Source organism: Pseudomonas sp. LBUM1671, assembly GCF_059695685.1.
Map to the genome: position 1 here is coordinate 1263729 of NZ_CP166782.1, position 23809 is coordinate 1287537.

General features: G+C 57.7%; 24 protein-coding genes. 19 read left to right on the top strand and 5 right to left on the bottom strand.

Going from position 1 to position 23809, the window contains the following annotated elements:
- Nucleotides 1-155 precede the first annotated feature (155 nt).
- The 5 genes from pyrG (at nt 156) to ispD (ending at nt 5239) form a co-directional block, all read left to right on the top strand.
- Nucleotides 156-1787, top strand: coding sequence for a CTP synthase (gene pyrG, locus ACA060_RS05575; RefSeq protein ID WP_109628218.1), 1632 nt, complete (start codon nt 156-158; stop codon nt 1785-1787).
- A gap of 5 nt (nt 1788-1792) precedes the next feature.
- Nucleotides 1793-2638, top strand: coding sequence for a 3-deoxy-8-phosphooctulonate synthase (kdsA, locus tag ACA060_RS05580; protein ID WP_497315914.1), 846 nt, complete (start codon nt 1793-1795; stop codon nt 2636-2638).
- Nucleotides 2639-2794: 156 nt separating this feature from the next.
- Nucleotides 2795-4084 carry a phosphopyruvate hydratase gene (gene eno / locus ACA060_RS05585; protein WP_033059918.1) on the top strand — a complete coding sequence of 430 codons (1290 nt, stop codon included), beginning with the start codon at nt 2795-2797 and terminating at the stop codon, nt 4082-4084.
- Nucleotides 4085-4256: 172 nt separating this feature from the next.
- The gene (ftsB, locus tag ACA060_RS05590; protein WP_008028992.1) at nt 4257-4535 is read left to right on the top strand and encodes a cell division protein FtsB; all 279 of its coding nucleotides are present in this window, start codon (nt 4257-4259) and stop codon (nt 4533-4535) included.
- The gene (ispD, locus tag ACA060_RS05595) at nt 4532-5239 is read left to right on the top strand and encodes a 2-C-methyl-D-erythritol 4-phosphate cytidylyltransferase (protein ID WP_497315916.1); all 708 of its coding nucleotides are present in this window, start codon (nt 4532-4534) and stop codon (nt 5237-5239) included. The genes ftsB and ispD overlap by 4 nt, the downstream gene beginning before the upstream one ends.
- Nucleotides 5240-5387: 148 nt before the next feature.
- On the opposite strand, the gene ACA060_RS05600 is transcribed toward ispD, so the two are convergent.
- The gene (locus tag ACA060_RS05600; RefSeq protein ID WP_497315918.1) at nt 5388-6284 is read right to left on the bottom strand and encodes a LysR substrate-binding domain-containing protein; all 897 of its coding nucleotides are present in this window, start codon (nt 6282-6284) and stop codon (nt 5388-5390) included.
- 107 nt (nt 6285-6391) lie between these two features.
- Between ACA060_RS05600 and ACA060_RS05605 the strand changes: the two genes are divergently transcribed.
- The 8 genes from ACA060_RS05605 to rpoS all read left to right on the top strand — a co-directional run bounded on the left by ACA060_RS05605 (nt 6392) and on the right by rpoS (nt 13526).
- A complete protein-coding gene (locus ACA060_RS05605) occupies nt 6392-7504 on the top strand; it encodes an S-(hydroxymethyl)glutathione dehydrogenase/class III alcohol dehydrogenase (RefSeq protein ID WP_497315920.1) in 1113 nt (370 codons plus the stop codon).
- Nucleotides 7505-7512: 8 nt separating this feature from the next.
- Nucleotides 7513-8358 carry an S-formylglutathione hydrolase gene (fghA, locus tag ACA060_RS05610; protein WP_497315922.1) on the top strand — a complete coding sequence of 282 codons (846 nt, stop codon included), beginning with the start codon at nt 7513-7515 and terminating at the stop codon, nt 8356-8358.
- A 43-nt stretch (nt 8359-8401) separates the two neighbouring features.
- Nucleotides 8402-8875: a 2-C-methyl-D-erythritol 2,4-cyclodiphosphate synthase gene (gene ispF / locus ACA060_RS05615; RefSeq protein WP_008154023.1), complete on the top strand. Its 474-nt coding sequence runs from the start codon at nt 8402-8404 to the stop codon at nt 8873-8875.
- A complete protein-coding gene (truD, locus tag ACA060_RS05620; RefSeq protein ID WP_109628223.1) occupies nt 8872-9930 on the top strand; it encodes a tRNA pseudouridine(13) synthase TruD in 1059 nt (352 codons plus the stop codon). Before ispF ends, truD begins: the two co-directional genes overlap by 4 nt.
- Nucleotides 9918-10667, top strand: a complete 750-nt coding sequence (gene surE, locus ACA060_RS05625; protein ID WP_109628224.1) for a 5'/3'-nucleotidase SurE — start codon at nt 9918-9920, stop codon at nt 10665-10667. Before truD ends, surE begins: the two co-directional genes overlap by 13 nt.
- A 41-nt stretch (nt 10668-10708) precedes the next feature.
- Nucleotides 10709-11344 carry a protein-L-isoaspartate(D-aspartate) O-methyltransferase gene (locus ACA060_RS05630; RefSeq protein ID WP_170948756.1) on the top strand — a complete coding sequence of 212 codons (636 nt, stop codon included), beginning with the start codon at nt 10709-10711 and terminating at the stop codon, nt 11342-11344.
- A gap of 211 nt (nt 11345-11555) precedes the next feature.
- Complete coding sequence (locus ACA060_RS05635; protein ID WP_497315925.1) at nt 11556-12413, top strand: peptidoglycan DD-metalloendopeptidase family protein; 858 nt, start codon at nt 11556-11558, stop codon at nt 12411-12413.
- Nucleotides 12414-12518: 105 nt separating this feature from the next.
- Nucleotides 12519-13526 (top strand): RNA polymerase sigma factor RpoS, encoded by a 1008-nt coding sequence (gene rpoS / locus ACA060_RS05640; protein ID WP_497315927.1) that lies wholly within the window; start codon nt 12519-12521, stop codon nt 13524-13526.
- A 473-nt stretch (nt 13527-13999) separates the two neighbouring features.
- Here the strand turns inward: rpoS and fdxA are convergent, their stop codons facing one another.
- From fdxA to ACA060_RS05660, 4 genes are all read right to left on the bottom strand, one after another.
- Nucleotides 14000-14323 carry a ferredoxin FdxA gene (fdxA, locus tag ACA060_RS05645; RefSeq protein ID WP_109628227.1) on the bottom strand — a complete coding sequence of 108 codons (324 nt, stop codon included), beginning with the start codon at nt 14321-14323 and terminating at the stop codon, nt 14000-14002.
- Nucleotides 14324-14464: 141 nt separating this feature from the next.
- Nucleotides 14465-17032, bottom strand: coding sequence for a DNA mismatch repair protein MutS (mutS, locus tag ACA060_RS05650; protein ID WP_497318183.1), 2568 nt, complete (start codon nt 17030-17032; stop codon nt 14465-14467).
- Between the two features lie 337 nt (nt 17033-17369).
- Nucleotides 17370-18542 carry an acyltransferase family protein gene (locus ACA060_RS05655; RefSeq protein ID WP_497315929.1) on the bottom strand — a complete coding sequence of 391 codons (1173 nt, stop codon included), beginning with the start codon at nt 18540-18542 and terminating at the stop codon, nt 17370-17372.
- A gap of 147 nt (nt 18543-18689) precedes the next feature.
- The gene (locus tag ACA060_RS05660) at nt 18690-19823 is read right to left on the bottom strand and encodes an acyltransferase family protein (protein ID WP_497315931.1); all 1134 of its coding nucleotides are present in this window, start codon (nt 19821-19823) and stop codon (nt 18690-18692) included.
- Nucleotides 19824-19964: 141 nt separating this feature from the next.
- Here ACA060_RS05660 and ACA060_RS05665 point away from each other — a divergent pair, with 141 nt between their 5' ends.
- From ACA060_RS05665 to ACA060_RS05690, 6 genes are all read left to right on the top strand, one after another.
- The gene (locus ACA060_RS05665; protein ID WP_497318185.1) at nt 19965-20699 is read left to right on the top strand and encodes a LexA family transcriptional regulator; all 735 of its coding nucleotides are present in this window, start codon (nt 19965-19967) and stop codon (nt 20697-20699) included.
- Between the two features lie 484 nt (nt 20700-21183).
- A complete protein-coding gene (locus ACA060_RS05670) occupies nt 21184-21603 on the top strand; it encodes a tail fiber assembly protein (protein WP_497315933.1) in 420 nt (139 codons plus the stop codon).
- A 132-nt stretch (nt 21604-21735) separates the two neighbouring features.
- Nucleotides 21736-22146: a tail fiber assembly protein gene (locus ACA060_RS05675; protein WP_497315935.1), complete on the top strand. Its 411-nt coding sequence runs from the start codon at nt 21736-21738 to the stop codon at nt 22144-22146.
- Between the two features lie 132 nt (nt 22147-22278).
- On the top strand, nt 22279-22629 hold the full coding sequence (locus ACA060_RS05680) for a phage holin family protein (protein WP_497315937.1): 351 nt from the start codon (nt 22279-22281) through the stop codon (nt 22627-22629).
- Nucleotides 22630-22677: 48 nt separating this feature from the next.
- Nucleotides 22678-23190, top strand: a complete 513-nt coding sequence (locus ACA060_RS05685) for a hypothetical protein (RefSeq protein ID WP_497315939.1) — start codon at nt 22678-22680, stop codon at nt 23188-23190.
- Nucleotides 23191-23193: 3 nt separating this feature from the next.
- Nucleotides 23194-23805 carry a phage baseplate assembly protein V gene (locus ACA060_RS05690; RefSeq protein WP_497315941.1) on the top strand — a complete coding sequence of 204 codons (612 nt, stop codon included), beginning with the start codon at nt 23194-23196 and terminating at the stop codon, nt 23803-23805.
- Nucleotides 23806-23809 lie beyond the last annotated feature (4 nt).

Sequence of the window (23809 nt, forward strand, 5' to 3'; positions counted from 1 at the left end):
GAGCAACGTACCGGTGTTTCATCTGCCGGTCTGTCCCAACGCGGCGGTTTTTTTGAAAGGTGCACTGTGATTAATGCAGGTGATCGGGGGCTTCGGCCTTCCTTCGCTTTCCCCGGCGGCTCGGACCGCTTTAACGCAGACTTCTAGGGTTTTTCATGACGCGCTACATATTCGTCACGGGCGGTGTTGTTTCTTCATTGGGGAAAGGCATTGCCTCGGCTTCATTGGCGGCCATCCTGGAGGCGCGGGGACTTAAGGTCACCATGCTGAAGCTGGACCCGTACATCAACGTTGACCCGGGCACCATGAGCCCGTTCCAGCACGGTGAAGTGTTCGTCACCCACGACGGCGCCGAGACCGATCTGGACCTGGGCCACTACGAGCGGTTCATCCGCACGACCATGACCCAGAACAACAACTTCACCACCGGCCGTGTCTACGAACACGTCCTGCGCAAAGAGCGCCGTGGTGACTACCTGGGTGCAACCATCCAGGTGATCCCGCACATCACCGACGAAATCAAGCGCCGCATCATCAAGGGCGCGGGCGATGCCGACGTGGCCATGGTCGAGATCGGTGGCACCGTGGGTGACATCGAGTCGCAACCGTTCCTCGAAGCCATCCGTCAATTGCGTTTCGAAGTCGGCGCCAAGCGCGCGATGCTGATGCACCTGACACTGGTGCCGTACATCGCCACGGCCGGCGAAACCAAAACCAAGCCAACCCAGCATTCGGTCAAGGAACTGCGTTCCATCGGCCTGCAGCCAGACGTGCTGGTGTGCCGCTCTGATCACCCGATCGACATCTCGTCGCGTCGCAAGATCGCGCAATTCACCAACGTTGAAGAACGTGCGGTGATCGCGCTGGAAGACGCCGACACCATCTACAAGATCCCGGGCATCCTGCACTCCCAGGGCCTGGACGATTTCGTTGTCGAACGCTTCGGCCTGCAATGCGGCAGCGCTGATCTGTCCGAGTGGGAAGCCGTGGTTGACGCCAAGCTGAACCCGGAACACGAAGTCACCATCGCGATGGTCGGCAAGTACATGGAACTGCTGGACGCCTATAAGTCGCTGATCGAAGCGATGAGTCACGCCGGCATCAGCAACCGCACCAAGGTCAACCTGCGCTACATCGATTCCGAAGACATCGAAAACCAGGGCACTGCGCTGCTGGAAGGTGTCGACGCGATCCTCGTACCGGGCGGCTTCGGTCTGCGTGGCGTGGAAGGCAAGATCACCGCCGTTCAATACGCTCGCGAAAACAAGGTTCCGTACCTCGGCATCTGCCTGGGCATGCAAGTGGCCGTGATCGAGTTCGCTCGCAACGTGCTGGGCTGGAAAGACGCCAACTCCACCGAGTTCGATCGCGCCAGCGGTCACCCGGTCGTGGGTCTGATCACCGAGTGGGAAGATGCCACCGGTGCCGTCGAAACCCGTACCGAAGCGTCCGACCTGGGCGGCACCATGCGCCTCGGCGCTCAGGATTGCCTGCTGGAGCCGGGTTCCCTGGTGCACGATTGCTACGCCAAGGACGTGATCGTCGAGCGTCACCGTCATCGCTACGAAGTGAACAACAACCTGCTGCCGCAAATCATGGAAGCCGGCTTGAAAATCTCCGGTCGTTCCGGTGATGGCGCGCTGGTCGAAGTGGTTGAAGCCCCGGATCATCCATGGTTCGTCGCTTGCCAGTTCCACCCTGAGTTCACCTCGACACCGCGCGACGGTCACCCGTTGTTCAGCGGTTTCGTCAAAGCAGCTTTGGTTCAACACCAGAAGAAGGCGTAATTCCAATGGCGCAGAAGATCATCCGTGTAGGCGATATCGAGATTGCCAACGACAAGCCAATGGTGCTTTTCGGTGGCATGAACGTGCTGGAAAGCCGCGACATGGCGATGCAGGTCTGCGAAGAGTACGTAAAGGTTACCGAGAAACTCGGTATCCCTTACGTGTTCAAGGCCAGCTTCGACAAGGCCAACCGTTCCTCCGTGACCTCCTACCGTGGCCCCGGCCTGGAAGAGGGCATGCGGATTTTCCAGGACATCAAGCAAGCCTTCGGCGTGCCGATCATCACCGACGTCCACGAGCCTGAGCAGGCCGCGGTCGTCGCTGAAGTCTGCGACATCATCCAGCTGCCGGCCTTCCTGTCGCGCCAGACCGACCTTGTTGTCGCGATGGCCAAGACCGGTGCGGTGATCAACATCAAGAAAGCCCAGTTCCTCGCACCTCAGGAAATGAAACACATCCTGAGCAAATGCGTGGAAGCCGGTAACGATCAGTTGATCCTCTGCGAACGCGGTTCGAGCTTCGGCTACAACAACCTGGTCGTCGACATGCTCGGCTTCGGCATCATGAAGCAGTTCGAATACCCGGTGTTCTTCGACGTGACCCACGCGCTGCAAATGCCCGGTGGTCGCTCCGATTCCGCCGGCGGCCGTCGCGCTCAGGTCCTCGATCTGGCCAAGGCCGGCATGAGCCAGTCGCTGGCCGGTCTGTTCCTCGAGGCCCATCCGGACCCGGACAACGCCAAATGCGACGGCCCTTGTGCCTTGCGCCTGGACAAACTGGAGCCATTCCTGGCCCAGCTCAAAGCCCTGGACGAACTGGTGAAGAGTTTTCCGACGGTAGAGACCGCGTAAACCTCATTTCTCCGGTAAAGTACCGCACGATTTGTTGCTCAGGCCCTCGGGCCTGAGCCTTATCGTCCGCAAGTCTGCCCGCTGCACACCACTTGCCGACGGTAAAAGATTTCCTCTAGCTGCGTCGTTTTCGTCAACTTTGGAGTGTTTACAACAATGGCAAAAATCGTCGACATCAAAGGTCGTGAAGTTCTCGACTCCCGTGGCAATCCCACCGTGGAAGCGGACGTGCTTCTCGATAACGGCATCATCGGCAGCGCTTGCGCGCCGTCCGGTGCTTCCACTGGCTCGCGTGAAGCGCTCGAGCTGCGTGATGGCGACAAGAGCCGTTACCTGGGCAAAGGCGTGCTTAAAGCCGTCGCCAACATCAACGGTCCGATCCGCGACCTGTTGAAAGGCGCAGACCCAAGCGACCAGAAAGCGCTGGATCACGCGATGATCAAGCTCGACGGTACTGAAAACAAAGGTTCCCTGGGCGCCAACGCGATCCTCGCCGTTTCCCTGGCCGCGGCCAAGGCAGCAGCACAGGATCAGGACCTGCCGCTGTACGCGCACATCGCCAACCTGAACGGCACCCCGGGTGTTTACTCGATGCCGGTTCCGATGATGAACATCATCAACGGTGGCGAGCACGCCGATAACAACGTCGACATCCAGGAATTCATGGTTCAGCCGGTTGGCGCCAAGTCTTTCTCGGAAGGCCTGCGCATGGGCACCGAGATTTTCCATCACCTCAAAGCCGTTCTGAAGGCCCGTGGCCTGAGCACTGCAGTTGGCGACGAAGGTGGTTTCGCACCGAACCTGGCTTCCAACGAAGACGCTTTGAAAGTGATCTCCGAAGCCGTGGCCAACGCCGGTTACAAACTGGGCACCGACGTGACCCTGGCACTGGACTGCGCGGCCAGCGAATTCTACGAAGACGGTAAATACAACCTGTCCGGCGAAGGCCAGGTGTTCACCGCTGAAGGTTTCGCTGATTACCTGAAAGGCCTGACCGAGCGTTATCCGATCATCTCGATCGAAGACGGCCTGGACGAGTCCGACTGGGCTGGCTGGAAAATCCTCACCGACAAGATCGGCGAGAAAGTCCAACTGGTCGGCGACGACCTGTTCGTGACCAACACCAAGATCCTGAAAGAAGGCATCGACAAAAAGATCGCCAACTCGATCCTGATCAAGTTCAACCAGATCGGCACCCTGACCGAAACCCTGGAAGCCATCCAGATGGCCAAGGCCGCTGGTTACACCGCCGTGATCTCGCACCGCTCCGGCGAAACCGAAGATTCGACCATTGCCGACCTGGCCGTGGGCACCTCGGCTGGCCAGATCAAGACCGGTTCCCTGTGCCGTTCGGACCGCGTATCCAAGTACAACCAACTGCTGCGTATCGAAGAGCAGTTGAATGGCAAAGCCAAGTACAACGGTCGCAGCGAATTCCGCGGCTGATTGCTACAGCGTAAAAAAGACACCGGATTGTGTCGGAAAAATCGCTACAGCGACGTTTTTGCCACTAATCTGATGCCTTAAGAGCACAAGCCTGGGTCTTCCAGGCTTCGTGCTATCAGAAGCTTCATAGTTTTGGCATGGCTGTCTTTTTCCACTGGATACCTGATATTCGATGCGCAGTCCCAATTGGTTGTTCCTCGTCTTGCTCCTGCTGCTGGCTGGCCTGCAATACCGCCTGTGGGTGGGTAATGGCAGTCTGGCGCAAGTGGCCGAGCTGACTCAGCAGATCGCGGATCAACACGCTGAGAACGAAGGATTGCTGGAGCGCAATCGGGTCATGGACGCTGAAGTCAGCGAGTTGAAAAAAGGCATGGAGACCGTTGAAGAGCGGGCTCGCCATGAGTTGGGCATGGTCAAGGACGGTGAAACCCTTTACCAGTTGGCCCAATGATCCAGTCGTTACCGGCCTTCTGGGCCGTGATTCCTGCCGCGGGCGTCGGTGCCCGTATGGCCGCGGACCGTCCCAAGCAATACCTGCAACTGGGCGGGCGCACTATTCTCGAACACAGCCTCGGCTGTTTCCTTGATCATCCTGCCCTGAAGGGGTTGGTGGTCAGTCTTGCTGTTGATGATCCTTATTGGCCAAACCTGGCGTGTGCTGCCGATCCGCGTATTCAGCGGGTTGACGGTGGCGACGAGCGTTCCGGTTCGGTGCTCAATGCCTTGCTGCATTTGCATGCGCAGGGTGCGGACGATGAAGATTGGGTGCTGGTGCACGATGCTGCGCGGCCCAACCTGAGCCGTGATGATCTGGACAAGCTGCTAAGCGAATTGGCGGATGATCCTGTCGGCGGACTGCTGGCAGTGCCGGCACGCGATACCTTGAAACGGGTCGACAAGCACGGTCGCGTGGTTGAAACCGTGGATCGCAGCGTGATCTGGCAGGCGTATACGCCGCAGATGTTTCGCCTTGGTGCGTTGCACCGGGCATTGGCGGACAGTCTGGTGGCGGATGCGTTGGTGACGGATGAAGCTTCGGCCATGGAGTGGGCGGGTCTGGCTCCTCGTTTGATCGAAGGTCGATCCGACAATCTCAAAGTCACACGCCCTGAAGACCTCGAATGGCTGCGACAGCGTTGGGCTAACCGCCACTGATTCGTTGGTGTTTGTCAGATTGCTTTCGCGAGCAAGCCCGCTCCCACACTTCACTGCATTCCTTCTGAAGGAACTTGGTTAAATGTGGGAGCGGGCTTGCTCGCGAAAGCGGTTGCTCAGACAACAAGTCCGGCACTGAAATGAACATTTAGCTCCGGTACTCCGGCCTTTGCGCCAAACCTTCCTTCAAATAATCCACCAGCTTGCGCACCTTCGGCGACAGATGCCGCTGCTGTGGATAAAGCGCCCAAACTGCCGTATTCGGCGGCTGATGCGCTTCCAGCAGTGAAATCAAAGCACCGCTGTTCAAATGTTCCAGCACGTAGTAATCCGGCAGCTGGCACAACCCAACCCCCTGCAGCGCCGCATCCAATACTGCTTGCCCACTGTTGCAGCGCCAGTTTCCCTGCACCCGTTGCGAAAATTCCCGCCCGTTCTGCTCCAGTTGCCACATGTCCGAACTGCCGATCAGGCAATTGTGCCGGCTGAGCTCCGACAAACTGTGTGGGCGGCCATACCGTTCCAAGTAGGACGGCGATGCGCACAGGTACATGCGCCGCGGTGCCAGGCGTGTGGCGACCAGTCGTGAATCCTGAAGACGACCGAGGCGGATCGCCAGGTCCAGCCCTTCGTGCACCAGATCGAGAGGGCGGTTGCTCAGTTCAATGTCGACGCGCAGTTGCGGATAGAGCGCCATGAAGCGCGTCACCAGCGGCACGATGAAGCGTTCGCCGTACGCCACCGCGCAGGTCATGCGCAGCATGCCCTTGGGTTCGCTGGTCAGGTCGCCGACTGCGCGCAAGGCTTCTTCGCGACCGTCCTGCAAACGCTGGCAATGCTGCAAAAAGGTTTGCCCGGCTTCGGTCAGCGTGACCCGACGGGTGCTTCGGTACAGCAGCCGCGTCTGAAGGCGTTCTTCGAGGCGTGCGATTTGTCGACTGACGTGAGAGGACGAAACCCCAAGCCGTTCCGCAGCCGCGGTGAACTGGCTGCACTCGGCCACGGCGACGAACTCGTCAATCCCTTCCCAGCGGTTTTCGGACATCAAGGATTATCCCTGTATGGCAATAATGTTTTGCTTTTGTCCGGATTATTCCTCGTAAGGCGCTGTATTACACTGCCTGTCTCGTTTTTATTCACTGGAGAATCCACATGATCAAGTCGCGCGCTGCCGTTGCCTTCGAGGCCAAGAAACCCCTCGAGATCGTCGAAGTCGATGTCGCCATGCCCAAGGCCGGTGAAGTTCTGTTGCGTGTGGTGGCCTCCGGTGTTTGTCATACCGATGCCTACACCCTGTCGGGCGCTGACCCGGAAGGCATCTTTCCGTCGATCCTCGGTCACGAAGGTGGCGCCGTGGTTGAAGCGATCGGCGAGGGCGTGACTTCCGTCGCCGTCGGCGATCATGTGATCCCGCTGTACACCCCGGAATGCCGCCAGTGCAAATTCTGCCTGTCGGGCAAAACCAACCTGTGCCAGGCGATTCGTGCCACGCAAGGCAAGGGCCTGATGCCAGATGGCACCTCGCGTTTTTCCTACAAAGGCCAGCCGATTTTCCACTACATGGGCACCTCGACGTTCTCCGAGTACACCGTGTTGCCGGAAATCTCGGTCGCCAAGATTGCGAAAGAAGCGCCGCTGGAAAAAGTCTGCCTGCTGGGCTGCGGTGTCACCACCGGCATCGGTGCGGTGCTCAATACCGCCAAGGTAAAACCGGGTGACACCGTGGCCATTTTCGGTCTCGGCGGCATCGGTCTGTCAGCTGTGATCGGCGCGGTCAAAGCCAAGGCAGGGCGGATCATTGCCATCGACATCAACCCGGCCAAATTCGAAATCGCCAAGCAACTCGGTGCAACCGACTGCGTGAACCCGAAAGACTTCGACCGTCCGATCCAGGAAGTTATCGTCGACATGACTGACGGCGGCGTCGACTTTTCCTTCGAGTGCATCGGCAATGTGCAATTGATGCGCGCCGCACTTGAGTGCTGCCACAAGGGTTGGGGTGAGTCGGTGATCATCGGCGTGGCCGGTGCCGGCCAGGAAATCTCTACCCGTCCATTCCAACTGGTCACCGGTCGCGTCTGGCGCGGTTCGGCGTTCGGTGGCGTGCGCGGTCGTACCGAGTTGCCAAGCTACGTCGAGATGGCCGAGACCGGCGAAATCCCGCTGGATACGTTCATCACCCACACCATGGGTCTGGAAGACATCAACAAGGCTTTCGACCTGATGCACGAAGGCAAAAGCATCCGTAGCGTCATCCATTTCTGAGGTCAGTCATGAGCCTGGAAAATATCTCCTGCCAGAAAAGCTTTGGCGGCTGGCACAAACGCTACAAGCACCGCTCCGATGTGCTCGGCTGCGACATGGTGTTCGCCGTGTACCTGCCGCCGCAAGCGGAGCAGGGCGGCAAGTTGCCGGTGCTGTATTGGTTGTCCGGCCTGACCTGCACCGACGAGAATTTCATGCACAAGGCCGGCGCGATGCGTATGGCCGCCGAGCTGGGGTTGATCATCGTCGCGCCGGACACCAGCCCTCGCGGCCCTGATGTGCCCGGCGACCCGGACGGTGCCTGGGACTTCGGTCTCGGCGCCGGGTTTTATCTGAATGCCACGCAGGAACCTTGGTCGCGGCACTATCGGATGCATGACTATGTCGTGCAGGAATTGCCGGCATTGGTCGAAGCCCATTTCCCCGCTTCGGACAAACGCGGCATCAGCGGTCACTCCATGGGTGGCCACGGTGCGCTGGTCTGCGCCTTGCGCAATCCGGGGCGATATCAATCGGTGTCGGCGTTCTCGCCGATCAACAATCCGATGGATTGCCCTTGGGGTCAGAAGGCCTTTTCCCGTTACTTGGGCGAAGACCGCTCGAAATGGCGTGAATGGGATGCTTGCGCGTTGATCGCCGAGGCCGACGAGAAGTTGCCGCTGCTGGTCGATCAAGGTGATCGCGATGATTTCCTGGCCACCCAGCTCAAGCCTGAAGCCTTGCAACAGGCCGCCAAACTGGCCGGTCATCCGCTGACGTTGCGCCTGCAACCGGGCTACGACCACAGCTATTTCTTCATCGCCAGTTTCATCGACGACCACTTGCAACATCATGGGCGCGCCCTAGGCGCCTAATGCAGGTAGAATCACGCCCTGACAAAAATCGGGGCGTTTTTTTATGCGTATTGGCCACGGCTATGATGTGCACCGTTTCGCTGAAGGCGATTTCATTACTCTGGGCGGCGTGCGTATCGCACACGGCTTCGGGCTGCTCGCTCATTCCGACGGTGACGTCCTGCTGCACGCCTTGAGCGATGCCTTGCTCGGCGCTGCTGCGCTGGGTGATATCGGCAAGCACTTCCCGGACACCGACCCGACATACAAGGGCGCCGACAGCCGCGTGCTGTTGCGTCACGTCGTCGCACTGATCCACGCCAAGGGCTGGAAGGTCGGCAACGTCGATAACACCATCGTCGCCCAAGCGCCGAAAATGGCCCCGCATATCGAATCGATGCGCGCGCTGATTGCTGCGGATCTTCAAGTTGAGTTGGATCAAGTGAACGTGAAAGCTACCACCACCGAAAAGCTCGGCTTTGTCGGTCGCGAAGAAGGCATTGCCGTGCATTCCGTTGCCTTGTTGCTGCGCGCATGAACGAAGCGCAATTGCTCGGCCCGCGTGCCTACGGCGATGCCCTCGGCACAGCAGTTCTGAAAGCCACGGCGGAAGATTTCCAGGTTGATGAAGTGCTCAACATCCCCCTTAGCGGTGATGGCGAGCACCTGTGGATCTGGGTGGAAAAGCGCGGCCTGAATACTGAAGAAGCCGCACGGCGGATTGCCAAGGCCGCGGGTGTGCCATTGCGCACCGTCAGTTATGCGGGCCTCAAGGATCGCCAGGCGTTGACTCGCCAATGGTTCAGCGTGCAACTGCCGGGCAAGGCGGATCCTGATTTGTCGGCGGCGGAAAACGACACGCTGAAGATCCTCAAGACCGGTCGGCACAAGCGCAAACTGCAGCGCGGTGCCCACTCGGCAAATGGCTTCACCTTGCGCCTGACGCAATTCGCTGGCGACAAAGCTGCGATAGACGAGCGTCTACAACTGATCGCCAAGCATGGTATTCCCAATTATTTCGGCGCACAGCGTTTCGGCTTTGACGGCGGGAACGTGGTCGACGCCCGAGGTTGGGCCGCGCGCAAGGCATTGCCGGAGCAGCGCAACGTGCGTTCGCGGCTGCTCTCCACCGCCCGCAGTTTTCTGTTCAATCAAGTCCTGGCGGCACGTGTGGCGGATGGCACCTGGCAGCAAGCGCAGGTCGGCGATCTACTGGCCTTCACCGACAGCCGCAGCTTTTTCCCGGCAGGTGAAGCCGAATGCAGCGACCCCCGCTTGGCGATTCTCGACCTGCACCCGACCGGTCCTCAGTGGGGCGAAGGTGACTCGCCGGCGACCGGCGCTGTCCATGTACTGGAGCAGGCAATCGCCGCTCGCGAAGCGGATCTGCGCGATTGGTTGATTAACGCCGGAATGAGCCACGAACGTCGCATCCTGCGACTGCCCATTGGTGGGTTGACGTGGCATTATCCCGAGCCTGACATTCTGCAACTGGAATTCGTCCTCCCGGCCGGATGCTTTGCCACCGTATTGGTGCGCGAGCTTGTTGATCTGGTGCCGGTGGGGCAGACGGACAGCCCATGCGTATTCTGATTTCTAACGACGATGGGGTAACCGCACCCGGTCTCGCCGCGCTTTATGCTGCGCTGGCGGATTACACCGAGTGCGTGGTTATCGCCCCGGACCAGGACAAAAGCGGCGCCAGCAGTTCGCTGACGCTCGACCGTCCGTTGCACCCGCAAACTTTGGCCAACGGCTTTATCAGCCTGAACGGCACACCCACCGATTGCGTGCACCTGGGCCTTAACGGCTTGCTGGAGTGCCAACCGGACATGGTGGTTTCCGGCATCAACCTGGGCGCCAACCTGGGGGACGACGTGTTGTATTCCGGCACTGTCGCGGCAGCACTTGAGGGTCGTTTCCTCGAGCGTCCTTCGTTCGCCTTTTCGTTGGTCTCACGGCAAGTGGAGAACCTTCCCACAGCCGCTTACTTTGCGCGCAAACTGGTCGAGGCCCACGCCGACCTCGACTTGCCACCGCGCACGGTATTGAACGTGAACATTCCCAATCTGCCGCTGGATCACATCCGCGGTATTCAGCTGACCCGCCTCGGGCACCGCGCACGTGCGGCGGCGCCGATGAAAGTGGTCGACCCGCGTGGCAAATCCGGATACTGGATTGCCGCCGCCGGGGATGCCGAAGACGGCGGCCCGGGCACCGATTTCCATGCGGTGATGCAGGGCTATGTGTCGATTACCCCGCTGCAACTGGATCGCACCTTCAATGATGCCTTCAGAAGTCTCGATGGCTGGTTGGAGGGGCTGCGCTAATGGCTCGTGAACAAGACGATATTCTGCGCCGCGGCATCGGGATGACTTCGCAACGAACCCGCGAGCGCCTGATTCAACGCCTGTATGAGGAAGGGGTTTCCAACGCCAAGGTGCTGGAAGTCATCCGCCGTACACCGCGCCACCTGTTCGTCGACGAAGCGCTGGCTCATCGCGCCTACGAAGACACGGCGCTGCCGATTGGACACAACCAGACCATCTCCCAGCCTTATATGGTGGCGCGCATGAGCGAGTTGCTGCTGGAAGCAGGTCCCTTGGACAAGGTGATGGAAATCGGCACCGGCTCGGGCTACCAGACGGCGGTACTGTCGCAACTGGTTGAACGGGTGTTCTCCGTGGAGCGCATCAAGGTTTTGCAGGACCGGGCCAAGGAACGCCTGGTGGAGCTGAACCTGCGCAATGTGGTTTTCCGTTGGGGCGATGGCTGGGAAGGGTGGCCGGCACTGGCGCCATACAACGGCATTATCGTGACGGCAGTGGCCACTGATGTCCCTCAGGCGCTGCTCGATCAGTTAGCGCCAGGCGGACGATTGGTGATTCCTGTCGGCTCCGGTGAGGTGCAGCAACTGATGCTGATCATCCGCGAAGAACACGGTTTTTCACGTCGTGTTCTGGGGTCGGTGCGCTTCGTGCCGCTACTCAATGGGCCGCTGGCCTGAGCATTTGTTCAGGCGCGCTGAATTCTCTTCGATTGCCCGGGTCTTACAGCGGCATCGATGAGTTAAACGGGATTCATCGGCGGGCAGCAAACGTGTGCGCGAAGCGATTTCGCTTCATTAAAGGTAAAGCCTGTTTGGCCCGTTATACTTGCGACATTTCGTGCCGGAACACGGCAATCCACATTTTCAGCCACCACAAAGGGAGCGGCGGGTGAGTCTCACAGTCATTGCGCAGCGTATGGGTACAAAGAGCTTTCAGCGCCTGGTGACTGGCCTCGTTTTGAGCACCTTGCTGGTTGGTTGCTCCAGTTCCAAAACGAGCGATGTGCGTGTCGTCGATCGCAATAAAGGCGTCGCCCAGCGTCCGGCGGTGACCACGGGTCAGTACGTCGTTCGACCAAAAGATACGTTGTTCTCGATCGCTTTTCGCTACGGCTGGGACTACAAAGCCCTCGCCGCACGGAACAATATTCCTACGCCGTACACGATCCATCCGGGTCAGACAATTCGCTTCGATGGTCGCTCCGGTTCAACCCCGGCACCGATGGCCAGCGCTACCGATTCAGCGCCTTCGTCATCGCTGAAAACCACGGTAATCCGACGCCAACCGAATGGCGCAACTACCAGCACAGCAGTGGTTGCACCGTCCGTCGCCAACAAGCCGACCCCTGCTCCGATGCCTCCAGCCGGTCCGGCCCCGACCGGCTGGGGATGGCCATCTAATGGCATTCTGATAGGAAAGTTCTCCTCAAACGGTAGTTTGAATAAAGGAATTGATATCGCCGGGGATTTGGGACAGCCTGTTTTAGCTGCGTCTGATGGGACGGTGGTATACGCCGGGAGTGGCTTAAGGGGCTACGGCGAATTAGTCATCATCAAACACAGCGACACCTACGTCAGTGCCTACGGACATAACCGCAGGCTGTTGGTTCGGGAGGGGCAGCAGGTCAAGGTCGGACAGACAATTGCCGAAATGGGGTCAACGGGTACAGACCGGGTGAAGCTGCATTTTGAGATTCGCCGACAAGGTAAACCTGTAGATCCGCTGCAGTTCCTGCCACGTCGTTGATTTGTTACCAGCCTGTTCCGTCACGTAGAGGGAACAGGCTCCAGCGTTGCCAGGGATAAAGGCGCCGCTTGAGCTTGAGGTCGAACTCACCAAAGGACTATAACAATGGCTCTCAGTAAAGAAGTGCCGGAGTTTGACATCGACGATGAGGTTCTCCTTATGGAGACCGGCATCGGTATGGATTCGATGTCGAATGATGAAGGGGCTGCTCCACCTTCCGTTCGTGCCAAATCCAAACACTCCGCTACGTTGAAGCAACACAAGTATATCGATTACACGCGGGCACTCGATGCCACGCAGCTGTACCTCAATGAAATCGGCTTTTCCCCATTGCTCTCCCCGGAAGAAGAAGTTCATTTTGCGCGCTTGTCGCAAAGTGGCGATCCGGCCGGGCGCAAGCGCATGATTGAAAGCAACCTGCGGCTGGTGGTGAAAATCGCCCGACGTTATGTCAATCGTGGCCTGTCGCTGCTGGACCTGATCGAAGAGGGCAACCTCGGGCTGATCCGGGCAGTGGAGAAATTCGACCCTGAACGCGGCTTCCGCTTTTCGACTTACGCTACCTGGTGGATTCGTCAGACCATCGAGCGCGCAATCATGAATCAGACCCGGACCATCCGGTTGCCGATCCATGTGGTCAAAGAGCTCAACGTGTACCTGCGGGCTGCACGAGAGCTGACTCAAAAGCTCGATCACGAACCCTCACCCGAAGAAATCGCCAACCTGCTGGAAAAACCAGTGGCAGAGGTCAAGCGCATGCTCGGCTTGAACGAGCGGGTTTCTTCGGTCGACGTCTCGCTGGGTCCGGATTCGGATAAAACCCTGCTGGACACCCTTACGGATGACCGACCAACCGATCCATGTGAGCTGTTGCAGGATGACGACCTGTCCCAGAGCATCGATCAATGGCTTTCGGAGCTGACCGACAAGCAACGCGAAGTGGTGGTACGCCGCTTCGGCTTGCGCGGCCACGAGAGCAGCACGCTTGAAGATGTGGGCCTTGAGATCGGACTGACCCGGGAACGGGTCAGACAGATTCAGGTGGAAGGCCTGAAACGTCTTCGGGAAATTCTCGAGAAGAACGGCCTGTCGAGCGAGTCGCTGTTTCAGTAAGCGACGAGCTTGAGTGGCATTAGAAAACCCCGACTGGTTCGGGGTTTTTTATTATCTGGGAAATGAATGCCGATTGGCTCAGGTTTGTAGTCTCGCGCTGTAAGTCTTTGCTTACTCTTTCGTAAGTGTTCGTTATTTTTACAGTGTGGCAGTCCTCTATCTTCTCTCGTTGATCACTCTATATATTTGATTTATATTATTATTTTTTAATATTTAAAGCGTGTGACAGACAGTTTCGGCGATTTTTGGCGATTGCTCTCGGTGGGGAATTCTCTAGTATCTGAACTGTGTCAACGGACAGACACGCCCTTCAAGGATGAGGGGAAAGGACATCGCAGGGAGCGATTCATCAGGACGATGAAAAGGAATACAGGGAATAGGGAAAAAATGTGGGCGGGTCAAACCGCCCCTTTTTTTTGCCTGCAGAAAAGCAAAAAGGCCCGCGAGGGGCCTTTTCAAGAACGCGGGGGTAATCAGCGTTCGAGGTGTTCGATCTTGCCTGGCTTGCCATCCCAATCAGCGGAATCGGGCAATGGATCTTTGCGCTCAGTGATGTTTGGCCAGATTTCGGCCAGCTCAACGTTCAGCTGAATGAAGTTTTCCATACCAGCCGGTACTTCATCTTCAGAGAAGATGGCCACGGCAGGGCATTCTGGTTCGCACAGTGCGCAGTCGATGCACTCATCCGGGTGAATCACCAGGAAATTCGGGCCTTCGTAAAAGCAGTCCACCGGGCAGACTTCTACGCAGTCGGTGTACTTGCACTTGATGCAGTTGTCGGTGACGACGAAGGTCATTCTAATTTTCTCCTCAGGCGGCGGCAGCGGAGCCCCTTCACGTTGGGGTCGCCAGGTTTGGGAGCGATAGTCTGCAGGCCAGGCTATTAGCCCGCAGCATCCCAAACCGCGCGAGATTCTAACAGCTTGCAGGCAAGTGCGTTAGATCCGTGTCTTTAGTGTATAGAGCATTTCTAATGCACGACGCGGTGTCATGTCGTCCAGATCCAGTTTGGCCAGTTCATCCAGCACCGGGTGCGGCAGGCTGGCGAACATATCGCTCTGCTGTGGCGCGGCCGGTTTGCCCTTAGTCGGTTTAGGAACTTCATGGGGCAGGGCAGTCGCTTCCAGTCGACCCAGGTGTTCGCGAGCACGCACGATCACTTCGCTCGGCACGCCGGCCAACTGTGCAACCGCCAGGCCATAGCTCTGGCTGGCAGGCCCGGGCAGCACGTGGTGCAGGAACACGATGCGCTCGTTGTGCTCGGTGGCATTGAGGTGAACGTTGGCCACCAGCGGTTGCGCTTCCGGCAGCACTGTCAGTTCGAAGTAGTGGGTGGCAAACAGCGTATACGCCCGCAGATGGGCCAGGCGTTCGGCGGCGGCCCAGGCCAGGGACAGGCCGTCGAAGGTGCTGGTGCCGCGACCGACTTCGTCCATCAGCACCAGGCTGCGTTCGGAGGCGTTGTGCAGAATGTTCGCGGTTTCGCTCATTTCGACCATGAAGGTCGAGCGCCCGCCCGCCAAGTCATCGCTGGAGCCGATCCGGGTGAAGATCCGGTCCACCAGCGACAATTCGCAACTGGCCGCCGGCACGAAGCTGCCGATGTGCGCCAGCAGCACGATCAAGGCTGTCTGACGCATGTAGGTGGATTTACCGCCCATGTTCGGACCGGTGATCACCAGCATGCGCGTGTTGTCGTCGAGGCTCAGGTCGTTGGCCACGAACGGCGTGGTCAGCACTTGCTCGACCACGGGGTGACGGCCCTGGGTGATGCGCATGCACGGCTCGTCAACGAAGCGCGGGCAGTTCAGGTCGAGGTTCAGGGCGCGCTCGGCAAGGTTGCTCAGCACGTCCAGTTCAGCCAGGGCCGCGGCGGTATCTTGCAGCGGCGGCAACTGGGCGATCAGGTCTTCGAGCAGCGCTTCGTAAAGCATCTTCTCGCGGGCGAGTGCGCGGCTCTTGGCTGATAACGCCTTGTCCTCGAACGCCTTCAGTTCTGGCGTGATGAAACGCTCGGCACCTTTAAGCGTCTGGCGGCGGATGTAGTCGGCCGGCGCCGACTCCGCCTGCTTGCTCGGCAACTCGATGAAGTAGCCGTGAATGCGGTTGTAGCCGACCTTCAGGTGCGACAGACCGGTGCGCGCCTTCTCCCGTGCTTCCAGATCGATCAGGAACTGCCCGGCGTTTTCGCTCAGCGATTGAAGGTCGTCGAGTTCGCTGTCGTAGCCTGTCTTCAACACGCCGCCGTCACGGATCACCGCTGGCGGGTTGTCGATGATGGCTTTCTCCAGCAGCGCCGCGAGTTCCGGGTAGGTGCTGGTGGTCTTCGCCAGTTGAATGATGTGCGGCGCTTCAAGCTCGGTCATCGCCACTTGCAACTCAGGCAGTGCACCGAGGGCATCGCGCAGACGAGCGAGGTCGCGAGGACGGGCATTACGCAAACCGATTCGCGCCAGGATCCGCTCGATGTCACCGATTTCCTTGAGCTGCGGTTGCAGCTTTTCGAAACGGTAGCCGTCGAGCAGGCACGTGATCGAGGTCTGGCGTGCCAGCAAAACCTTCAGATCGCGCAACGGCCGGTTCAACCAGCGGGTCAGCAGACGACTGCCCATCGCCGTCTGGCAACGATCAACCACCGATTGCAGCGTGTTGTCACGCCCACCGGCCAGGTTGGTGTCCAGTTCCAGGTTGCGACGGCTCGCGCCATCCAGCACCACGGTTTCGTCCAGGCGTTCATGCCGCAGGCTGCGCAAGTGCGGCAGGGCGGTGCGCTGGGTTTCCTTGGCGTAGCTGAGCAGGCAACCGGCGGCACCGATGGCCAGGGTCAGGTTCTCGCAGCCGAAACCTTTGAGGTCCTGTGTGGAGAACTGCTGGCAAAGGCTTTTCAGTGCCGAGTCGCGTTCGAAATCCCACGGCGCACGGCGACGAACCCCACGGCGTTTCTCTGCCGGCAAGTCCTTCGGCCAGTCATCCGGAATCATCAGCTCCACCGGATTGACCCGCTCCAGTTCCGCCAGCAGGTTTTCCCAGCCTTTGATTTCCAGCACGGTGAAGTTGCCGCTGGTGATGTCCAGCACGGCCAGGCCGAACAGACGTTCGTCACCCAGCACCGCCGCGATCAAGTTATCCCGACGCTCATCCAGCAACGCTTCATCACTGACCGTACCCGGCGTGATGATCCGCACCACCTGACGATCTACCGGCCCTTTGCTGGTAGCCGGATCGCCGACCTGCTCACAAATCACCACCGACTCGCCGAGCTTGACCAGTTTCGCCAGGTAACCTTCCGCTGCGTGGTAAGGAATCCCACACATCGGAATCGCCTGACCAGCCGACTGCCCGCGGGCGGTCAGGGTGATGTCCAGCAACTTGGCGGCCTTCTTCGCGTCTTCATAGAAGATCTCGTAGAAGTCACCCATGCGGTAGAACATCAGTTGGTCGGGGTGCTGGTTCTTCAGGCGCCAGTATTGCTGCATCATCGGGGTGTGGCTGGACAAGTCAGAAATTACTTTATTCATCAGTGGCTTAGGGGGATTTGCTCAATGTTGTGGGACTAATATGGGGCGTTCGATTCGCAATTTGCGAACCTGTCGTCTCCCGCTATTGGCTTATGGCGTAAGGTTAACATGGCTGGGTCCGGGTTTGCCCGTAGGCTTGGGAGCATTGGCCACGGTTGTGCTTCGTGCTATGGGATCTTGGATAGGGCTTTGTGTGAAAGATATTTTCTCGAGTCATTTCGCTGCGGACGAAGAGCGGCGCAACAAAATTTGGCAGGAATGTTTTTGTTTTCGATACGAATGTTTTGACGGCTGTTTATAAGCGATCCGGCCCGGCGCCGCTTTTTTATGCGTCAGAAAGTACCCGGCGGCGCGCTGTGTGTTTCTTAATAAGAATATTGATAGGCTTTTCCACGTACAAATGAGCTGCTATTCCCGCAGCGCTACAAATGATAAGCATCGATAGTAAGTATATAGCCGGGCCTACCGCCTGCGAGATGCCTAGTTTGTGCATGTAGAAAATGTACAGTGGGGCAACAATCGCATGCACCAGATACAGGCTGTATGAAGCGTCCCCCAGCAGGCTTATCAGTTTGAAGTTTTTCACCTTCCCCTCAAGGCTGATCGCCGCCCACACCAGCAACAGCGCTGGGAATCCCCACTGAACCGCGCGGTCCAGGCTTGGGATGATGATGCGGATCACGTCTTTCAATTCGATATACATGAAGGCAGGTAGAAACAGAGCTATAGTTATTATCGCCACATATTTGTTCATTAGTTGACCGCTCGAAACCATCCTGTACAAGAACATCCCCAACAAGAACTCGATAACCAACGGGCTGCTGAAGTTCTGAGCAATAATGCTGTTAGTGGTGTTTATTGACCCCAAAAGAATAAACACGAAAAAGAATCCGATAATGGCGAACTCGATGGATTCCAGTTTTTTCGCGCCCAGCAACAAGCCGAAAGTGATGGCCAGATAAAAAAAGAATTCAACTTGTAACGACCAGCCAACGCCAAGGATCGGCGCGCGATCCCAGTGAGTAAAAGTTATCGACTCAACGAACCACGACCAATCAACCCGCGAAGGGCTGAAGGTGTACATCAGATCATTGTCTGGATTTTGGAACCTGCCAGACATTACCAGGTACGAAATCAGCACTGCCGTTGCCGTCACCAGAAAATACATCGGCAAGATCCGCGCAATACGGCGCCAGAAGAACCCAATCGCGCTGTTAGTGGCGGAAGACCCGTGCCTGTATAAACCGCCGAACAAGATGTAGGGCATGATGAAGCCACTGATGACAAAGAACAGATCGACGCCAAAGCCGCCGACATCCGTGAATTTCGCCGGCACCCCGAAGATTTGAAGATTTGAATGAGCGAACACTACCAGTAAGGCAGCCACACAGCGCAGGTACTGAATATTTTTTATCATGCGTTCGGTACTCGGCTCGTTATGCACTTGCTGAAGAGGGGCGGAGTCTAAACGGCGCGCTGACTGCGCGCCATCATTCATATGCCAATTGGACTCTATAACGAGTGCTACCAGCCTGCCCGCCGCGGGCCCGCCGGTGTGATTTTCTCCAGGGATGGGCCGCGTGTCAGGGACTCGCGCCTTTTGGCCTGAGTCCTGCCGCGACGGAACGCTGAGTCAGCAGATGTGTTAACGCTCCGCAGCCGCCATTTCAGTTTTCGCAACCTTGGGCTTGGGGAACAGCTTGTTCAAAAAGTCGCGGCATGGTTTTTCAACAGTCAAATGCAGTCCGACAGACATCGTAATGATCAGACCCAGGAAAATTAGCTCAAAGGCGATATTGATCCAAAGGGAGCTCGTTGTTTTTACGGCAAACATTGGGTAGGCGATCATATGAATCATGTAAAAAGCAAAAGATGCTTCCCCCAGCAATACAATGTTCTTTGTAGATAGGAATTTGCTCAGGTGCCCTGCGCGGTCGATTGCCAGGGACAAGATCAGCAATGTAAAGGCACCTGCGTAAGCGGCGTCCCAACTATAGGCAGAGTAGTAAAACTGTTTGCTGGACATCACAGCCAGAACGACTGCAAGGCTGACGTAAGACATCACGCGCCACATTTTCACATTGGCCAGGATGTGCGAGTGTCGAGCAAAAAAGATTGCGGCCAGGATACCGAGGCTGAAGTCCAGGATACGAAACAGCGGAAAGTTGTAGAGCCAACGATGCGCAGAGTTGGGATCTGCCGGGGAGAGGCTGTCCCTTGGTGGCAAAGACAGGTAGTACGCCAGTCCGAACTGAATCACGATAATCAGAATGGCCATGCAGATCAGGCGGTTTTTTGACTGGATGATCCCGGCTTTATTAAATAGAGGCAGCAGAAAAGGGAAAGCAAGATAAAGAAACGCCTCAACGCTAATGCTCCAAGCGGGACCATTAAGTGCACCAATGACATGTATGTCCGGATGCCAGGACTGCAGGGCCAACAGGTAAATCGCAGTTGACCTTTCACCTCCTTCTTGAAGCCAGGCAAATGCCATCGTCAAAAAGTACAGCGGGTACACTCTACAAAACCTCGCCCATAGATACCGTGGTGTGTGAACGAGCGGTCTGGATTCAAATCTGTCCAGATAGGTGTAGGCAATAATGAAGCCGGAAAGCACGAAAAAGAAAACAACGCCGGAATACCCGGAAGCGAAGAACGTTCCGATTTTTTCGTTGACACCAGTAATTGTGTAATGCGAAAAAAACACCATCAATGCAGCGAAGAAGCGCAGTCCGGTGAGAGCTGGAATATTTCCAGATCGTATAGATAAAGTCGGCATCGCGCCCTCCTGAATTTCGCGGGATTCTACAGCAATTCGCCTTGCGCAGAAGGTGGTACGGATGCCGGCTGGCGCAAAAAAATGCACGACTATGCAAATCAGCATTTGTCTTCCAAAAAAAGATCAAGCACTATGCCGGTTATGCAAAAACGCAATGTTTCTACCGTCCTAAGAGCGCTGCTCGATCAGCACGGGATCTCCCCCACGGAGCTTCACCGTCGCACCGGCGTGCCTCAATCCACTCTCTCGCGGATCCTCAGCGGGAAGATCGTCGATCCTTCGGATAAACACATCTCGAAGATCGCCGAGTACTTCGCCGTGAGCACCGACCAGTTGCGGGGACGCGCGGATGTCGCTGCCATCGCCAATACCGGGCGCGATCAATTGCATTCCGAACTCAAGGACATAAGTCTGTGGGACGACGATACGCCCGTCGATGATGACGAGGTGTCGGTCCCCTTTCTTCGCGAGGTTGAATTGGCTGCTGGATCAGGAAGATTCGTCATCGAGGAAAGCGAGCGCTCTAGCCTGCGCTTCGGCAAGCGCAGTTTGCGCCATAATGGTGTGCAGTTCGATCAGGCCAAATGCGTGACGGTGCGCGGCAACAGCATGTTGCCGGTGCTGCGCGATGGCGCCACCGTTGGCGTGAATGCGGGCAAGTGCGGGATTGGCGACATCGTTGATGGCGACCTGTACGCCATCAATCACAACGGCCAGTTGCGGGTAAAACAGCTTTACCGTTTGCCCACCGGTATCCGTCTGCGCAGCTTCAATCGCGATGAGCATCCGGACGAGGACTACACCTTCCAGGAAGTCCAGGAAGAGCAAATCGTCATCCTCGGTCACGTCTTCTGGTGGGGCATGTACGCCCGTTAACCTCACCGCTCTGCATTAAAACCCGCCTCCGAGCGGGTTTTTTTTCGCCTGCCACAAACCGTCAGCGCCTTTGTCTGCGGGACTTTAATGCGTCAGTGCATTCCTTGCGCACAAATAAATGCGTTTGTGCATTGACTGTATATGCATCCATGCATATTCTTTGTCTCAAGCCGCTCATCAAAGCGGTTCGAAACGAAGCTCTTTAGTTCCACCACAAAGGCAGCGATGAACCGGCCTCAACGGTTCAGAGGGTTGGCAACTGACCCGGGTGTGCAGCGTAAAGCACCAGAAGCAGTTATCCGGCGGGCAGGGACCGCGGTCGGAAAAACAATCTGAATGGATCCGTACCGCGCCAGTAGCGCCGAAAGATCAACGCGAAGGACCGCATTACTGAAAAGCCCGGCACGCGCCGGGCTTTTTGGAATGCCTACCTCGGGGCAGAAGTCGCGATACCGGGATGCCGGTGAACAATAAGGACATAAGCATGAAAAAGTACGCACGCATTGTCGGCGGCAAAGTCGACAACATCTTCCAGACCGTCAACCCGATCGCTGACGAGTTTCCGTCCGACCAGCTCTGGGTCGAGGTCACCGGGTTGTCCAGCAACCAGGTCGACTACTCCTACAACGCCGTCAACACCGACGGTGTATGGAGCTTCAACTCGGGCTTCCCTTATCCAAGCTCGCCGCTCGGTGAGCAACTGCGCAATGAAAAGGTCCGGCGACTCGACAATGTCACGGCCAGCGTTGAGTCCCTGGCATTGCAATTCAAAGTCGACCTGGGCGTGGCCACGGTCGCGGAGCAGGCTTACCTGCTTGCTTTCAAGGAGTACTGCATCGCCTTCAATCAGGTCAATAAACAGCCTGGCTTTCCGCTGACCATTATCTGGCCCGAGCTGCCTTGAACACGATCTGAAATCGCAACAAGACAAAAACCGCATAACCCGTCCGCAGCTCGTGCAAGGGCTGTCGCTGCGCGACCCGGCTTGCAGAAATGAAAAGCAGCATCCGCTGCAAACCTTACAAGGAGTTGGAAGATGAACCGATATGCATGCGTAGACGGGATGAAGGGAGCGGTCACCGCACTGGTCGACGCCGACCAAGCGCCGATTCCCAACGCACCGTGGATTATCTGGGTTGATGTAACGGGTAACACGGACATCCAGGTGGGATGGAAGGCAGAGCAAATCAACGGTGTCTGGACATTTACCGAACCGACCTACGAAGAGCTGCTCAATCAGGCGCTTGGTCGCACACAGCAACTGCTGGAAGAGGCAGGCCGTTGGCTGATGTTCAATCCTTTGCCATACAAGGTTGATCTCGGCATCGCCACACCGTCGGACGAAACTTTGCTGCTGGCATACAAGCAATACGTCGTTGCCGTGAGTGAAGTGAAAAATCAACCGGACTATCCGCGAAACATCAATTGGCCCGTCGTGCCCTGGTAATCCATCAGTTCGTTCAAGCCGTTGCAACGGATAGCAATGCAATACCGAAGAACCCGGCGCTCGCCGGGTTTTTTCAATGCCTTTTCACGTCGTGCCATTCAAGCACGCATCAATCCCCCTGGGAGGCGTGACATGACAAACGAGCAACAAGCGTTGCTGGACATGCCGATCTGGCTCGTCATCGTCCTCGCGCTGGTGGGTGGGGTGTCTGGTGAAATGTGGCGCGCTGACAAGGAGGGCGCTCGCGGCTGGTCATTGCTGCGGCGCCTGGCGTTGCGATCCGGAGCCTGCATGGTCTGCGGGGTGTCGGCCATCATGCTGTTGTACGCGGCGGGCATGTCGATGTGGGCTGCGGGTGCGTTTGGCTGTCTGACGGCGATGGCCGGGGCGGACGTGGCCATCGGACTTTATGAGCGCTGGGCGGCCAAGCGAATCGGTGTTTGCGACGTGCCGCCGCGCGATTCTGGCTCTGATCGACAGTGACCAGGCCTCGTTGATCTTCGCATCGCTAAAAAGAAAAGGAGGCCATTAATGCCCGCCATCATCGAAAAGCCTTCGCAGTTGGTTTACGCCGTCACCGAGGCGCTGCTCGCTGCCATTGCAGGTTTGAAAGTAACCAGCCATCAAGACTTCGACAGTACGGTTGATACCGACTGGGTTCTGATTGCGCTGGAACACAACGCGCCGGGTGACCGTAGCAATGACGGACGCATCGCTCATGCCATGACCGTTTCGTTGCAGGTCGTCTCGCCCGTTTCCGCGCTGGCCGCCTGCGATCTGGGCTGCCAGCTGAAAAACCTGATCACTGACAATCGCTGGAAACTGCCCGCCGATCAATGCGATCTGCCGATGAACATCGATGGCATTGCGTCCACGTTCATCAGCGGCGCCCGGGAATACACCACCTGGACCGTTTCCTTCAGCCAGACCTTGTACCTCGGCCCTTTACTGCTGGACGACCCTTTGGGCACTCCGAAATTTGCCCGTACCTGGGAGGTGTCGAACATCGACGATCCGGACCAGTACCAGCCACTCGAGGAGTAATCCATGTTCGACGCACTGTTCAACCAGCAACTGGGCCCTCTCATCGAACGCCTGGCCGAAATGGAAACCGAAATCGAAGACCTGCATCGGCGTACCGACAGCCTCTGCCGCATTGGCGTGTGTGAGGAAGTCGATCCGGCCAGCAACACGTGCAAGGTCCGCCACGGTGAGTTGCTGACCCCGGCCATCCGCTTTTTCAACCCGAGTGCCGGGGCGCAAAGCGAGTCGCGCATTCCCTCCGTCGGTGAACAGTGCGTGCTGCTGAACCATGGCGGCGGCGACAGCGGCGGCCAGTCCGTCGCGTTGTTCGGCCTCAACGGTGGCCAGTTTCCGCCGGTCTCAACGCAGGCGTCGTTGACGCGACGCCGCTATCAGGACGGCACCGAAAGTGGCTACGACGACGCCAGTCATACCCTGCGCTGGCAAAACGGACCGGCCACATTCGCCGGCACTCGTGAAGCGCTCGAACTGAGCATCGGTCCGGCCCGGTTGGTCATGACGCCTGAGGCGATCCAACTGCAACTGGGCGCGACCGGCTTAGTGCTCGACGCCTCCGGTGTGCACCTGAGCGGCCCCGTGGTGGATCACCAGGGGCGAGTCATTAGCACTGCATAAAGAG

Bases quoted from the DNA above. Each gene is read 5' to 3' on its own strand.
- ACA060_RS05680 (WP_497315937.1), top strand. From the start codon at position 22,279: ATGACAAACGAGCAACAAGCGTTGCTGGACATGCCGATCTGGCTCGTC.
- pyrG (WP_109628218.1), top strand. From the start codon at position 156: ATGACGCGCTACATATTCGTCACGGGCGGTGTTGTTTCTTCATTGGGG.
- surE (WP_109628224.1), top strand. From the start codon at position 9,918: ATGCGTATTCTGATTTCTAACGACGATGGGGTAACCGCACCCGGTCTC.
- ACA060_RS05660 (WP_497315931.1), bottom strand. From the start codon at position 19,823: ATGCCGACTTTATCTATACGATCTGGAAATATTCCAGCTCTCACCGGA.
- ACA060_RS05675 (WP_497315935.1), top strand. From the start codon at position 21,736: ATGAACCGATATGCATGCGTAGACGGGATGAAGGGAGCGGTCACCGCA.
- fghA (WP_497315922.1), top strand. From the start codon at position 7,513: ATGAGCCTGGAAAATATCTCCTGCCAGAAAAGCTTTGGCGGCTGGCAC.
- truD (WP_109628223.1), top strand. From the start codon at position 8,872: ATGAACGAAGCGCAATTGCTCGGCCCGCGTGCCTACGGCGATGCCCTC.
- ACA060_RS05605 (WP_497315920.1), top strand. From the start codon at position 6,392: ATGATCAAGTCGCGCGCTGCCGTTGCCTTCGAGGCCAAGAAACCCCTC.
- ACA060_RS05665 (WP_497318185.1), top strand. From the start codon at position 19,965: ATGCAAAAACGCAATGTTTCTACCGTCCTAAGAGCGCTGCTCGATCAG.
- ftsB (WP_008028992.1), top strand. From the start codon at position 4,257: ATGCGCAGTCCCAATTGGTTGTTCCTCGTCTTGCTCCTGCTGCTGGCT.
- eno (WP_033059918.1), top strand. From the start codon at position 2,795: ATGGCAAAAATCGTCGACATCAAAGGTCGTGAAGTTCTCGACTCCCGT.
- ispD (WP_497315916.1), top strand. From the start codon at position 4,532: ATGATCCAGTCGTTACCGGCCTTCTGGGCCGTGATTCCTGCCGCGGGC.
- ACA060_RS05670 (WP_497315933.1), top strand. From the start codon at position 21,184: ATGAAAAAGTACGCACGCATTGTCGGCGGCAAAGTCGACAACATCTTC.
- ACA060_RS05655 (WP_497315929.1), bottom strand. From the start codon at position 18,542: ATGAATGATGGCGCGCAGTCAGCGCGCCGTTTAGACTCCGCCCCTCTT.
- ACA060_RS05690 (WP_497315941.1), top strand. From the start codon at position 23,194: ATGTTCGACGCACTGTTCAACCAGCAACTGGGCCCTCTCATCGAACGC.
- rpoS (WP_497315927.1), top strand. From the start codon at position 12,519: ATGGCTCTCAGTAAAGAAGTGCCGGAGTTTGACATCGACGATGAGGTT.
- fdxA (WP_109628227.1), bottom strand. From the start codon at position 14,323: ATGACCTTCGTCGTCACCGACAACTGCATCAAGTGCAAGTACACCGAC.
- kdsA (WP_497315914.1), top strand. From the start codon at position 1,793: ATGGCGCAGAAGATCATCCGTGTAGGCGATATCGAGATTGCCAACGAC.
- ispF (WP_008154023.1), top strand. From the start codon at position 8,402: ATGCGTATTGGCCACGGCTATGATGTGCACCGTTTCGCTGAAGGCGAT.
- ACA060_RS05600 (WP_497315918.1), bottom strand. From the start codon at position 6,284: ATGTCCGAAAACCGCTGGGAAGGGATTGACGAGTTCGTCGCCGTGGCC.
- ACA060_RS05685 (WP_497315939.1), top strand. From the start codon at position 22,678: ATGCCCGCCATCATCGAAAAGCCTTCGCAGTTGGTTTACGCCGTCACC.
- ACA060_RS05630 (WP_170948756.1), top strand. From the start codon at position 10,709: ATGACTTCGCAACGAACCCGCGAGCGCCTGATTCAACGCCTGTATGAG.